The following is a 13531-nucleotide window of genomic DNA, read 5'->3' as shown; positions in this document are numbered from 1 at the left end:
TTTGGGTGGGGTTAATTCTGATATGAGTGAACGCTCGCTACACATCCCGATCACCTATGATCAGCTCGTCCAGTTGATCAACCGATTGCCGCTCAAAGAGCGCCGAAAGCTCTCGAAGGAGTTGGAGCGTGACTTCATCGAGCGTAGGTTCTCGAATTTACTCGATATATTCAAGACGGACGATCTCTCGGAGGATGAGATCATGAAGGAAGTGGAAGAGGTCCGCGCAGAACTCCATGGCAGCCGCAAGACCCGTTCGCGTCGTCATTGACACGAACGTCTGGATCAGTTTTCTCATCGGGAAACGACTGAAGTCGCTCGCACCGCTCCTTGCGGATAGCTCCGTCGTCCTTGTTGTTTCAGATCAACTCATCGAAGAGCTGCTTCAGGTCACCCGCAGGCCGTCGCTATCGCGGTATTTTCCGAAGGCGGCTGTAGAGGAGTTGGTTCTGTTGTTGAATGAGATCGCCGAATGGTACTCACCGCCAGCTACGCACACGTTCGAACCTGACCCGAAGGACAGCTTCTTGCTCGATCTGTTGGTATCATCGCATGCTGATTACTTCGTGACCGGTGACAAGGCGTTGCTTGATCTCCGGAAAATCGGCGAAGCCAAGGTACTGAACCCTGCGCAGTTCGAGAAAGAACTGCGGAAAATTCGTCGGTGACATTCACGCCACCTCGTGTGTTAAGAGGCGACTTGGATAGCACGGCAACCATCAACGGAGTCATTGCGCGCGACCGTCGCCTCGTCGCTCGCGCCATCACGATCGTCGAGAACGACCTGCCCGAAGCGGCGCCGCTCTTGCATGCGCTCTCGCCGCGGCTCGGCCATGCCTATCGCATCGGTATCACCGGCCCTCCGGGTGCGGGGAAATCCACGCTGACGAACGAACTCACCCGTGCATTCCGCAAGCTCGGCAAAACCGTCGGCATCATCGCGATCGACCCCACCAGCCCGTTCACCGGCGGCGCACTCCTCGGCGACCGCATTCGCATGCAGGATGTCTCGATGGACGAAGGAGTCTTCGTCCGATCGATGGCGACCCGCGGTTCGCTTGGCGGACTCTCGGCCAAAGCGAAGGACGCCGCGGATATCCTCGATGCTGCGGGCTTCGATATCATCCTCTTCGAGACTGTCGGCGTCGGTCAGTCGGAGCTCGACATCGCAAAGGCAGCCGATACGACCATCGTGGTGCTTGTGCCGGAATCGGGCGATGCAGTGCAGGCGATGAAGTCGGGGCTAATGGAGATCGCGGACTTCTTTGTCGTCAACAAGAGCGACCGCGACGGCGCCGAGCAGGCCGTGCGTGCGCTCAAGACCATTCTTACCTTCCGCATCACGCACGCCGAGAACGAGTGGATACCCGAGGTGGTCCAGACGATCGCTGCGTCGGGAAAGGGCATCGACCTCGTGCTTGCCGAGATCGACCGTCACAAAGCGCATCTCGAACTCACGCACACGCTCGAGACCAAACGCCGCGAGCGCGAACGCGAGCGTATCGTCGAACTCGTCGAAGCCTTATTACGAGTGAATTTCTGGACGAAAGAGCGGACGACTGGACTCGAAGAAAAGCTCGATGCCGTAGTCAACAAGCAGCTCTCGAGCTATGAAGCGGCGCGGGAATTAGTAAGCCGGTTCGGGAGTAAGTAACCCTCTGTCATTCCGACCGGAGCGAGGAATCCGCGATGAACGATCATCCTAAACAGCGCAGCGTAACAGATTCCTCGCGTTGCTCGGAATGACATTCCATCACGCTTCCATCCTCAGAGGTCGTAGACTTCCTCTTCATCCTCCGATGCAATCGCCGTCGGCGCTTTGGTTTGCGCGATCACCTTCGGGACCAGGAAAAATCCATCGGCAGCCTTCGGCGCATTCTTCAGCGCTTCTTCAACGGGAAGCGACGGTTTGGACTCGTCCGCACGGAAGACATTCGTCTGGACAGACTCGTTGATGTTCTCGAGCGGCGCGACGTTCGTCACATCGAGCTCGTTCAACTGGTCGATGTAGCCAATGACATTGTTGAGCTCGCCGGTGAGCTGCTCGTACTCGGCATCGGAGAATTCCAGCCGTGCGAGCTTCGCGATGTGTTCGGTGTCTTTGCGGGTGATCATGGTTGTTCTATCGGTCGGTAGACGATAATGCCGGTTTGCTTGGAATTGTTCGCGAGGTAGTCGGCAAGCGGCTCTTTGGAAATGATCACTTTGTGAAAGACGGAGCTCGCGTTCATGAAATGGATCCGTCCGTCGTCTCCCTTAACGGCGATGCCGGTGTGCGAGATGTCGATGCCCGGGATGCTCGTCGTGATGCCGATGAGATCGCCGTCTTGAATGCCCGACTCGATCTTCTCGACATTCTCCTTCTTGATGTAATAGAACCCGCCACGTGCGCTGATCATACGCTCGATCGAATCCATCTTCGCGACCATCGCCGGATCGTCCTTCAACTGCTTGTACAGATTCGGATGCTTCGTCATGAAGTTGATCGGCTTCGTCTCAAGGATCGCATACTTCTTGCCGATCGTGCGAGTCATCTCCTTGAGAAGGCCACGCTGGGTGTTGTTATAGAAGTAGTCGGTGGTGTAGTGCAGGCGGCTGTAGAAACCATTCTCGCGACCATCGCGATAGCGAGTGGTACGAATTTCAGCACTGAGGTTCCCGAGTCGTACGGAGCTCCCGTTCTTAGCCAATCTTCCGAATGCCCATGCGTTCTCAAACAATGTCACACAGTCAAAGCCCTCAAGATTGCAGACAGGCACGATCATATCTTCACCCACCTCCAGAGTCTTGTCCAAGTACGGTTTGCCGAGGAGCTCTTTGCCGGCCGCCACGATCCTCGCACCGATGGGTAGCGTTCCAACCCGCGATGCGTTCAATCGCTGCATGATCGCCTTCAGACTCGAATCGGTTGAAGGCGGGCACACTGGAGCGTAAGAGTAGTCAACGTTGACTACCGCTGCACCAACCTTGCCACTATCGGCTTCTTGCGCCACAGACGGCCTTGCCATCTGTAGCTGAATGATAGCAAAAAGTGCGACGATCCAACCTCGCTTCATCATTCGATATTCTGCACCTGTTCTCTGATCTTCTCCAACTCTTCCTTTGCAACCACGACGCGATGCGCGAGCGGAGCGTCGCCCGACTTCGAGCCCATCGTATTGATCTCGCGGTTCATTTCCTGCAGCAAGAAGTTCAACTTGCGTCCTGCCGCTTCGCTGCCATCGAGCGCTTCGAGAAAGAACTTGATGTGCGAGCGGAAGCGAACGATCTCCTCGGTAATATCGAGCCGTTCGGCCAGAATCGCAATCTCGAGTTCGAGACGTTCGTTCTTGATTACGGCCGGATCATCCACCAGCTCTTTCACGCGCTCTTTCATCCGCTCGAACTCCTGCTTCGATGCATCGGCCGACTTCGCTTCAATCTCGGCGACGATGGTTTCGAGTGTCGCGATGCGGCCACGAAAATCCTTTTCGAGTTCGGCACCTTCCTGCTTGCGCATGGAATTGAGGTTTTCGATCGCCTTCACGATGGCGGCCTGGACAAGCTCCCATTCCTGCGCCGCTCGGGCACCTGAGGCGCCGTCGGTGAGAAAGACGTCGTTGAACGACGTCAGGTCCCGCACGGTGATCTCAGCCGTGACGCCGGTGATCGTGCGAAGGCGATCGAGCAATTCGAAGTAGCCTTTCGCGGCGGTCTCGTTGACCGAGAGCGGAATGTTCGCGCTGTCGTCACCGCCGGAGATCGTAACGTTCAGGCTTACTTTCCCACGGCCGAGCCCTTTGCGGATAAGCTCACGCACTTCGAACTCCCTCTCCGATAGCGTACGCGGCAGACGGATGGACGTTTCGAGAAAGCGCGAGTTGACGCTGCGGATCTCGGCGGTTGCCGTGAGGCCGGAGCCTTCTTTCGAACTGGTCACTTCACCCCGGCCGAAGCCGGTCATGGAAATCAACATCGGAAATTGGAAATTGAGAATTGAGAAGAACTGCAATGTGAGAAAGCGGCTTTGTTGAACCGTCTTCTCAATGCTTCAATCTCAATTCAAGTAACACATCGCCCGATTCCCCGACCCCTTCAGCGCGAACGAGGGTAAGGTTCTCGCGGGCCGCAAGCGAACGCAGGTGCAGATCGCCGAAGGCCGAGCGGGCATCGTCACCTAACACCGTAGGCGCGTAAAAAAGCACAAGTTCGTCGAAGAGGAGTTGGGCGAAGATGGTCGTGGCAAGCGTCGGGCCGGGTTCGATAAGGATACTGGCGATGCCGCGCTTCCCGAGCTCTTGCAAAACAGTGGAGAGATCCAGTTGTTCGCCGTTTGTCACCACTGGGACGAACGTAACGCCCTGGGATGACAGAAGCGCCGCCTTCTCTTTCTTCTCTGTAAGGATGCGCTCGTTGACGACGACGATCGTCGACGCCCGATGCTCGTCGGAGTACGCCTTCGAATGTTCGCTGACACGCAGCGATGCATCGAGGATGATCCGTTTCGGTTGGCGGCCTTTCGCGAGGCGCACCGTGAGCTCCGGGTCGTCCGAGATCACCGTCGCACTTGCGACCATCACGGCATCGTACTCCGCGCGCATGCGGTGGACAACGGCGCGCGAGGCTTCGCTCGTGATGTATTTCGATGCGCCGCTCTTGAGCGCGACCTTGCCGTCGAGGCTCATTGCGATCTTCATCGTCACATACGGCATGCCGGTCGTGACGTACTTGATAAAGAACTTGCCAATTTCGCGGGCCTCGGCTTCGAGTACCCCGACCTCAACCTCGATCCCGGCGTCGCGAAGCTTCTTGATGCCCCGACCTTGCACTTCGTGGTAGGGATCCTCCATCGCAATGACGCACCGTGCGATTTTCTTCGCAATGAGCATATCGGCGCAAGGGCCGGTCTTGCCATGATGCGAGCATGGTTCGAGCGTCACGTAGGCGGTGGCGCCTTCGACCGAGTGGCCGTTCGATTCCGCATTACGTACAGCGTTGACCTCGGCATGCGCTTCGCCATAACGCTCATGCCAACCTTCGCCGATAACGGAGCCGCTCGCGTCGGTGATGACACAACCGACGAGCGGGTTCGGGCTGACGTGCCCTCGTCCGCGCACGGCAAGCGCAAGGGCTCGGCGCATGAGTTCGGTATCTCGTTCGGTAACCGGCATAGAGTGAATCGGTTAACGAATGAATGAGGAAGAAGATTGTAGGTATTGGGGTGTTGGCAGGACTATACCAACTGCTTCGGCAGGAACAACCGCAGCACAAAGGCGAGGGCAAATAAGGCTCCAATCGCGATCAGCTTGTTCCAACCTTCAAATTGGCTCAGGATCACAACCGTAGCGCCCATCATTGCTGCTCGGGCAGCCTCAGAGGTCTTCATGCCTACTCAACAGTTGGTCGTGTTGCATCGGTTCGCGGTTAGTGACGCGCACAGTGACAGCATCTGAAAGTGTTCAACACGCCGTCATTCTGAGCGAAGCGAAGAATCCCTTTCGGTGTGCCACGAACGTTCAGGCAATCCTGAAGGGATTCTTCGCTTCGCTCAGAATGACACTGGGGGATAGGGAGCACTTCGCGTCGTAATACTGTTTCAATGGGCTATCATTCAAGAAAGGATACTTATGGAAGTACTTACCGCCGAGACTGTCGTTACACCGACGTTCAAGACCAGCCCGACGCCGCGCGTTGCGCCGGTACCGTCAAAGATCATTGGGTCCGAGATCCTCAAGATCGCCGCCGATATCCGCGCGATGGTCGCGGGCGGAGCGACGGTATGCAACCTGACGGTCGGCGACTTCAACTCCAAGTATTTCCCGATCCCGCAATTTCTCGAGGACGAGATCGCCAAGGCATTGCACGGTGGCGAGACGAACTACCCACCGTCCGACGGCGTGCTGACGCTCCGCAAGGCGGTGCAGTCGTTCTACAAGCGCCGCTTGGGTCTTGACTATCCGCTCGAGTCGTTCATTATCACCGGCGGCGCCCGTCCGGTGATCTACGGCACGTACAACGCGCTCGTCGCTCCCGGCGATACGGTCGTCTATCCCGTGCCGTCGTGGAACAACAATCACTACTGCGGTCTGCACTCGGCCATCGCAAAGCCGGTGATCACGACACCTGCGGATAGCTTCATGCCGACGCGCGCACTGCTCGAAGGCAAGCTCAAAGGCGCGCGGTTGCTCTCGCTGAACTCGCCGCTCAATCCGGCCGGTACGATGTTCACCCGCGATCAGCTCGAAGGCATTTGCGATCTGATCCTCGAAGAGAACGCCTCGCGCGGCGAAGGCGAGCGTCCGCTGTTCCTGATGTACGATCAGGTCTATTGGATGCTCACGTTCGGCGAGACCGATCACGTGAACCCGGTTTCCTTGCGCCCCGAGATGGCGAACTACACTGTGTTTGTTGACGGCATTTCGAAGGGCTTTGCTTCGACGGGCGTTCGTGTCGGTTGGGCAGTGGCTCCGCCGGATATTGCGGCGACGATGTCGAACATCCTCGGACACGTCGGTGCCTGGGCGCCACGCGCCGAGCAGGTTGCAACTGCCGAGCTGTTGATGCGCGACGATGTGATCGACCAGTATCACGCGACGATGTTCAAAGGCGTGGAGGAGCGTCTGCGTGCACTATATGACGGCTTCTCGGCGATGAATGCGGCAGGCCTGGGTGTGAATGCTATCCCGCCGATGGGCGCCATCTACCTCAGCGTGCAGTTCGAACTCATCGGCAAGACCACGCCGGAGGGCAAGAAGCTTTCGAGCACCGAAGAGATCCGCAAGTACTTGCTCGAGAAGGCAGGCTTCGCGATAGTCCCGTTCTACGCCTTCGATCTGCGTGAAGAGACGGGCTGGTGCCGCCTCTCCGTCGGTGCGACGAATGTCGATGAGATCAACTCCGTCCTACCAAAGGTCCGCGCCGCGATTGAGGCGTTGAGGTAGTGGCAGGTATCAGGTCGTCAGCATGGAAAGGCGGGTCATCCCGCCTTTTGCATAGAGAACCTAAATATGGCGGCATGCTAGTCTGTAGATATTAGTGCCCAACGACGATCTTCTTAGTTCGTAAACTCACGTTTGTTTCGACTTGAATAGTGTATGTACCGGATACCCAATTGGTTGTGTTGATATACTCGGTATTGCTTCCTGAATCAAGAAGCGTGTTTCGTTTCTCAACTACTTTGCCAAGTACATCATAGACCCGAATCGTCGCCTCCGCTGCATCCTTCGATTCGATAATCAGTTTCGCATAGCGATTTGCAAAACATGGTGATACCGCTAACGCAAGCACTTGTGTACTGCCCTGACCCGCTACAACTAAATTGGGGTTCGTTCGATGCGGGATTTTTTCGCAGTCACGCGAAACAAGAAATCCGAGATTGTTGAGGTTGTAGCTCTGATCTGCGTAGTCACAAAGCAAGAAGACCGTTCTGCCGTTCGTATATAGTGAATGCAATGTGTCAATGCCGCCGAGACCATCGTGGCTTTGACAAGTAATGACCGCATCGTACAGTGAATCTAATGCTTTCCCTCCGGCATACATGAATACATACGGCTTGAAATAGCCGACTGATGTGTCGACCATATTAGTAACGACGGCGACATAGGGAATTCCTGAGCCAGTTAGATCTCCTACTGCATACATCTCGCTTCCGTTTGGGTTGCTTCCAAAATCATTAGCTAATAATCCCCATGCTGCAGGATCAAGGAGTTTCGGAGACGGTATTACATAATAAGCTTTTTCCGCAGTAAGTGAATATGTCCCAAAGTTATCACCGCCCTTGAAAATATAGATGTGGTCACCATCTGAGAGAAGCAGGTCAGTTATTCCATCTCCAGTAATGTCCGTTGCGTACATATTCTTGGTGGAGATGCCGTTGTTCGAGGTGTCGCTGATGAGATATGCCGAGGCTTGGGAAAGGTTAGTTGTATTGGGGATAATAGTTATGGCTCTTCCTTTTTGTAATAGAATTGACGGCTTCGAATGAGAAGCGAACTTACCCGCAATAATGTGATCATATCCATGCGGTGGCAGCGCGATTGAATCCGACGGGAATATAAATGGTCTACCGCCGATGTTGGTATTACCTCTGTAGAGTGTAATGTAATAGTTGCTTCCATCTACCCCAGAACCGATGACATCTTCGAATCCGTCCTCGTCATAGTCTATGACAGCTTCACTCCCTGCCGTACTATGAAATAGAAACGACATTGACGGGAGGGAATCGTAGTACGGTTCTTCGTTCTTTCCCTTATACAATCGAAACATCTCTGCATCAACAATGTCAGTTCTTCCGTCCTTGTCAAAATCGCCTATGAGTTTAGGAATCCCATAAAACACGAAATTATTCGCGGTATCAAATACAAGACTTCCACCATATCGCATTGTCGAGTGGTTTTCAAGCGCTGCCCATTCTATCTCGAAATCCTCCCATTCGTCGCTGTTTTGCTGACGTATATTCAGAAAGCCAATCGGATCAAGTTGGAACTTGCCATTAAATGGCAGTCCCCGGGCGATAGTATCCATACGGCCGCTCAAATCAATTGCATTCGGATCGGCTGCTCCTTGAGCAAAAAGCCCGGACGCATATACACAGAGGAAACCGAAGACAAGCAGAAATCGCATGATGTAAATAAACACGTTCGACACTAACATGGCGCAATATTTCTTCATTCAGTGCTGTGTCAATCCTGTGTCCTCCAATATCAGAAAGTGTTGCCCCTAATAATTGGGATAACATATAGCGCATAGTTCCCTCACGTGTCGAATCAACGCAATTGACATTCGAAAAGTGTGAATGAATGTTCGCGATCCGATCCCGACGATGCGCCGTCTGAATCCGGCGATGATCGTTGCCAAAACAAAATTCCCAGTGGGCGCTGTTTCTACGGTGCCCACTGTTGGTTTGAGACCGGTTCTGTCGTTGGGGTCACGATCTTGATGAAGCCGTGATCGCTTGCGGTGTGGCAGCCGTTGCAGGCGCTCAGGAGTTGGTCGTATGCGTGCTTGAAGGTATCAAAGTCTTTTCCGGCGATCGCTGCATCGAGTGGCGGGATCATTCCTTTCTCCACACCCGTCAATACTTCCGTGATATTCACGTTGTTCTTCGTGACGTGCAGCGCTTCGGCGGCTTGCATTGCCTCCGTGAGCTCGTCGAGTTCGTACTTCGCCAATCGCCAATTCTCGTTCTTCGCAGCAAACCAGAGCTTTGCCGCATGTAGCTGATTCGCGACCATAAACTCGCCAAGCCCCGGAGCGGATTGAGTAAGCCGACGCACGCTCTCTTCCAGTGTAAGGCTCGAGTCGCCGACCGGATGTGTGCCCGGCCCGCCAGCATCGGCAATGCTACTGCTTCGCAGCACGTAGCCAATCGCGAGCCCCGCGAACAGTAATAATAGGCCGATCAGCGCGTGGCGAGGCTTCATCGTTAGCGAGTCCGAAACGCATTCATCGGGGCGGCATTAATCTCGCTTGGGATGTAGTGCCCGATGAGCCCGCCAATGAGCACGCCGGCAAGCGGTCCGGCGATCATGAGCGTGATCTCGGTCGGCGACAGGGAGACGTGTTGACTTTCCGGTGGATTCTTCGAAGCGGCGCTGGCGAACGCTCCGAGCGAAGCCAGGAAGCCTGCGAGCCCACCGACCACGGCGCCGAAAGTAGTGGAGTTGCCGATCATGACGAGATCCGTCGCCGCCTCGGCCGGCATTGTTCCGTTCGCCTCCGACACGAACTGCCTGCCCGAAAAGGTCAGCAGAGGCCCGAAATACCGTTTATCAAGTGTCTTGGCGTACAGCGCCTCGTGCCGGCCGCGATACGACGAGATGAACTGCGAGATCGCCGCGGTATCGAGCTTGGGACGAGTGGCGAGGTCGCGAAACTGCGCGCTCACCGGCGCTGCAACAAGCAGCGACAAGCATGCAACGCGCCTGATGAGTGGAGTGGTCATGATTGATGATGATGTATGAGAAAGACTTAGTACTGTGGCGAAGCGCCGACGTTGTAGAGGAAGAACGAGTACTCGTCCACGGTCTCCTCGATGAATTTCGAGAGCGGTTTGCCGCCGCCGTGTCCGGCCTTTGTCTCGATACGAATGAGTTGCGGGTTCGGGCCGGAATATTTCTCTTGGAGCGTCGCTGCGAACTTGAATGAATGTCCCGGCACGACACGGTCGTCGTGATCGGCGGTCGTCACCATTGTTGCAGGGTACGCAATGCCGGCGCGGATATTGTGCAGCGGCGAATAATGATAGAGATATTCGAACATCTCTTTGCTGTCGTCGCTCGTACCGTAATCTGCTGCCCACCCGTATCCGATCGTGAACTTGTGATAGCGAAGCATATCCATCACGCCGACCGACGGCAGTGCGACCTTGCAGATATCCGGTCGCTGCGTCATCACCGCACCCACGAGCAATCCGCCGTTCGAGCCGCCCGCGATGGCGAGTTTCTCATGTGATGTGTAGCCGTTCGCGCAGAGATAGTCCGCTGCAGCGATAAAGTCGTCGAACACGTTCTGCTTGTGCATCTTCGTGCCGGCCTCGTGCCACTTCTCGCCGTATTCGCCGCCGCCGCGCAGATTCGGCATTGCGAAGACCGCTCCGCTTTCGAGCAACACGATGCGCGCCGTGCTGAAACCGGGCGTCAGGCTTACGTTGAAACCGCCGTATGCGTAGAGATAGCACGGATTCTTGCCGTCGAGCTTCAGGCCTTTCTTATGCACGATAAACATCGGGATCTTCGTGCCATCCTTGCTCGGATAGAAGACCTGTTTCGCTTCGTAATCGTCGGGATTGAACTTCACCTGAGACTTGCGGAAGAGCGTCGACGTGTTCGTCTTGAGATCGTAATGATAGATCGTCGCCGGATAGGTGAACGATGAGAAGGTGTAGAACACCTCGGTATCGGACTTCTTGCCGCCAAAGCCGCTGACCGAACCGACGGTCGGCAGCGCGATCTCGTAGAGCTTCGTTCCGTTGAGATCGTACACGAACACATGGTTGCTCGCGTCCTTCATGTATGTCGCGATGAGTTTGCCGCCGACCATCGAGACGTTTTCGAGGACGTTATCCGATTCCGCAATCACCGGCTTCCACGACGTCGAATTGTCGATGCGGGTAACGACGACCATATTCTTCGGGGCATTGCGATTCGTCATGAGGTAAATATCCTCGCCGTTCGATTCCACGATGCCGCAATCGACATCCGGGTCGTTGTTGAGCGTGACGAAACCGAGTTCGGGATGCTGGGTGTCTTTGATCTTGAGGATGTTGCCCTTACGGCCCGGGATACGAATGTAGAGGGTGATGAACCGTTCGTCCTCCGTCGCGCCCATGTAGTTCATGTACTTCGGGTTGGCGGGGTCTTCGTACATCAGCATGTCCTGGCTTTGGTTCTCACCAAGCGTATGGTAGTACACCTTCATGTTCTCGTTCGCGGTGGTGTACGTGCCTTGCTTCGGCGCGTCGAACCGAGAGTAGAAGAATCCGTTGCGATACCACGCGGCGCCGGAGAACTTGACCCATTCGATGTGGTCGCTGAGCTTCTTGCCGGTAGCAAGATCGAGAACGAAGAGCTCCTGCCAATCGGAGCCGGCCTTCTGAACAGAGTAGGCCAGATACTTATCGTCGTTCGATGCATACGTTCCGCCAAGGGCGACGGTACCGTCGGCACTCATGCTGTTCGGATCGAGCAGCACACGCGGCTCGCCGCCGAGGCCTTCCTGAATAAATGTCACGGCCTGATTCTGAAGACCGTCGTTCTTCGTGAAGATGTAGTATTTGCCGATCTTCTGCGGCGCAGAAAATTTTGGGTAATTTAGGATTTCTTCCATCCGTGCTTTCATCTTCGCACGAAACGGAATTTGGTCTAAGTATCCGAAGGTAACCTTGTTCTCGGCTTCGACCCATTCATGCGTCAGGGCGCTATCGGTATTCTCGAGCCAACGATACGGATCGGCGACCTTCGTACCGAAGTATTCATCGACGACATTGTCTTTGGCAGGATGCGGGTACCTCAGTTGAGCGAGAGAATCCGTCGAGGCGAAAGAAAGGCTCATGCAAATGAGAATGAGTGGAATGGAGCGATACATAGTCGCAAGTGGTATTTTTGAGGAAGTAACTACGGATTCCGCTTCCAATGTGTTCCGTCAAAAAGGGTAGCGGCTCAATCGGAACATGTTACGCTGCCGTCATTCTGAGGTCGCCGAACGGCGACCGAAGAATCCCTTGATGAAACCCTCTGAGGCTCCGACGAAGGGATTCTTCGCGTTGCTCAGAATGACACTGCGAATACTACCAAGCTGGAATACAGATCCGTAGCGATTCTCTTCAATCGTATGACAAAGAAAATACTTCTCCTCGGCTCCGGTGAACTCGGCAAAGAATTCGTAATCGCCGCAAAGCGGCTTGGGCAGTACGTCGTTGCGGTCGATTCGTACAACGATGCACCCGCGCAGCAGGTGGCTGACGAGCGCGAGGTGATCGATATGCTCGACGGTGCCGCGCTCGACCGCGTCGTCGCAAAGCACCAGCCCGACATCATCGTCCCCGAGATCGAAGCCATCCGCACCGAACGCTTCTACGACTACGAGAAGCAGGGCGTGCAGGTCGTGCCGAGCGCGCGTGCGGCGAACTTCACGATGAACCGCAAGGCGATTCGCGATCTCGCCGCGAAGGAGCTTGGCCTTCGCACGGCGAAGTACGCCTACGCGAAGACGCGCGAGGAGTTCGATGCGGCCATTGCCGAGATCGGCATTCCGTGTGTGGTCAAGCCGCTGATGTCCTCAAGTGGGAAAGGACAGTCCACCGTCAAGACGGCGGCCGACGTCGATCACGCATGGGAGTATGCAACGACGAAGGGCCGCGGCGACCTGATCGAAGTGATCGTCGAAGAATTCATCAAGTTTGAATCGGAGATCACGCTACTCACCGTCACGCAAAAGAACGGAAAGACGCTCTTTTGTCCGCCGATCGGTCACCGCCAGGAACGCGGCGATTATCAGGAAAGCTGGCAGCCCGCGGCGATTAGCGACGCACAGCTTCGTGAAGCGCAGGATATGGCGGCGAAAGTCACGCAGGCGCTTACGGGCTTTGGCATTTGGGGTGTGGAGTTCTTCTTGGGGAAGGACACGGTCTATTTCTCCGAGCTTTCGCCCCGTCCGCATGACACTGGGATGGTGACGCTCGGCGGGACGCAGAATCTCTCGGAGTTCGAACTGCATTGCCGTGCCGTGCTTGGGTTTCCGATCCCAGAGATCACCCTCGAACGAGCGGGTGCGAGTGCTGTCGTGTTGGCGGATGCAGAGTCGCAGAACCGCCCGGAGTATTCCGGTGTCGAAGATGCGCTCGCAATGTCGAAGGTGGACGTTCGTGTATTCGGAAAACCGACGACACGCAAATACCGCCGCATGGCAGTCGCACTTGCATTCGACACACCCGGTACGAATACGGATGAACTCCGCGCGCGCGCAAGACAAGCGGCGGATTTGGTGAAGGTGATCGTGCGGTAACGGTGCCCGGTACCCCTGCATAGCGACTTCGGTTTTACGGTTTGCCCAG

At 55.6% G+C, this 13531-nt stretch carries 14 protein-coding genes; 5 read left to right on the top strand and 9 right to left on the bottom strand.

Annotated elements, in window-relative coordinates; genetic code table 11:
* The first annotated feature begins 22 nt into the window (after positions 1–22).
* From JSS75_11290 to meaB, 3 genes are read left to right on the top strand one after another with little or no spacing between them, the layout of a single operon-like run.
* The gene (locus tag JSS75_11290; GenBank protein ID MBS1904279.1) at positions 23–271 is read left to right on the top strand and encodes a hypothetical protein; all 249 of its coding nucleotides are present in this window, start codon (positions 23–25) and stop codon (positions 269–271) included.
* Positions 237–668: a putative toxin-antitoxin system toxin component, PIN family gene (locus JSS75_11285; GenBank protein MBS1904278.1), complete on the top strand. Its 432-nt coding sequence runs from the start codon at positions 237–239 to the stop codon at positions 666–668. Before JSS75_11290 ends, JSS75_11285 begins: the two co-directional genes overlap by 35 nt.
* Before the next feature lie 50 nt (positions 669–718).
* Positions 719–1654: a methylmalonyl Co-A mutase-associated GTPase MeaB gene (gene meaB / locus JSS75_11280; protein ID MBS1904277.1), complete on the top strand. Its 936-nt coding sequence runs from the start codon at positions 719–721 to the stop codon at positions 1652–1654.
* 113 nt (positions 1655–1767) lie between these two features.
* On the opposite strand, the gene gatC is transcribed toward meaB, so the two are convergent.
* From gatC to JSS75_11255, 5 genes are all read right to left on the bottom strand, one after another.
* On the bottom strand, positions 1768–2115 hold the full coding sequence (gene gatC, locus JSS75_11275) for an Asp-tRNA(Asn)/Glu-tRNA(Gln) amidotransferase subunit GatC (protein MBS1904276.1): 348 nt from the start codon (positions 2113–2115) through the stop codon (positions 1768–1770).
* On the bottom strand, positions 2112–3056 hold the full coding sequence (locus tag JSS75_11270; GenBank protein MBS1904275.1) for a DUF1460 domain-containing protein: 945 nt from the start codon (positions 3054–3056) through the stop codon (positions 2112–2114). The genes gatC and JSS75_11270 overlap by 4 nt, the downstream gene beginning before the upstream one ends.
* Complete coding sequence (locus tag JSS75_11265; protein MBS1904274.1) at positions 3056–3943, bottom strand: YicC family protein; 888 nt, start codon at positions 3941–3943, stop codon at positions 3056–3058. Before JSS75_11265 ends, JSS75_11270 begins: the two co-directional genes overlap by 1 nt.
* A 79-nt stretch (positions 3944–4022) precedes the next feature.
* Positions 4023–5150 (bottom strand): bifunctional diaminohydroxyphosphoribosylaminopyrimidine deaminase/5-amino-6-(5-phosphoribosylamino)uracil reductase RibD, encoded by a 1128-nt coding sequence (gene ribD / locus JSS75_11260; protein ID MBS1904273.1) that lies wholly within the window; start codon positions 5148–5150, stop codon positions 4023–4025.
* A gap of 62 nt (positions 5151–5212) precedes the next feature.
* Positions 5213–5365: a hypothetical protein gene (locus JSS75_11255; GenBank protein ID MBS1904272.1), complete on the bottom strand. Its 153-nt coding sequence runs from the start codon at positions 5363–5365 to the stop codon at positions 5213–5215.
* 241 nt (positions 5366–5606) lie between these two features.
* On the opposite strand from JSS75_11255, the gene JSS75_11250 reads away from it, so the two are divergent.
* Positions 5607–6920 (top strand): aminotransferase class I/II-fold pyridoxal phosphate-dependent enzyme, encoded by a 1314-nt coding sequence (locus JSS75_11250; GenBank protein MBS1904271.1) that lies wholly within the window; start codon positions 5607–5609, stop codon positions 6918–6920.
* Between the two features lie 91 nt (positions 6921–7011).
* Here the strand turns inward: JSS75_11250 and JSS75_11245 are convergent, their stop codons facing one another.
* The 4 genes from JSS75_11245 to JSS75_11230 form a co-directional block, all read right to left on the bottom strand.
* A complete protein-coding gene (locus tag JSS75_11245; GenBank protein MBS1904270.1) occupies positions 7012–8601 on the bottom strand; it encodes a T9SS type A sorting domain-containing protein in 1590 nt (529 codons plus the stop codon).
* A gap of 260 nt (positions 8602–8861) precedes the next feature.
* Positions 8862–9401, bottom strand: coding sequence for a hypothetical protein (locus tag JSS75_11240; protein ID MBS1904269.1), 540 nt, complete (start codon positions 9399–9401; stop codon positions 8862–8864).
* A 2-nt stretch (positions 9402–9403) separates the two neighbouring features.
* Entirely contained in the window at positions 9404–9922 is a 519-nt protein-coding gene (locus JSS75_11235; protein ID MBS1904268.1) for a hypothetical protein, read from the bottom strand.
* Between the two features lie 26 nt (positions 9923–9948).
* Positions 9949–12063 carry a S9 family peptidase gene (locus JSS75_11230; protein MBS1904267.1) on the bottom strand — a complete coding sequence of 705 codons (2115 nt, stop codon included), beginning with the start codon at positions 12061–12063 and terminating at the stop codon, positions 9949–9951.
* A gap of 246 nt (positions 12064–12309) precedes the next feature.
* On the opposite strand from JSS75_11230, the gene purT reads away from it, so the two are divergent.
* Positions 12310–13482 (top strand): formate-dependent phosphoribosylglycinamide formyltransferase, encoded by a 1173-nt coding sequence (gene purT, locus JSS75_11225; GenBank protein MBS1904266.1) that lies wholly within the window; start codon positions 12310–12312, stop codon positions 13480–13482.
* The last annotated feature ends 49 nt before the right edge of the window (positions 13483–13531 follow it).

Source organism: Bacteroidota bacterium, from assembly GCA_018266755.1.
In the GTDB taxonomy this organism is placed as follows: domain Bacteria; phylum Bacteroidota; class Ignavibacteria; order Palsa-1295; family Palsa-1295; genus JAFDZW01.
Note: the sequence above shows the minus strand (reverse complement) of the source record. Positions and strands in the feature narration are given on the sequence as shown.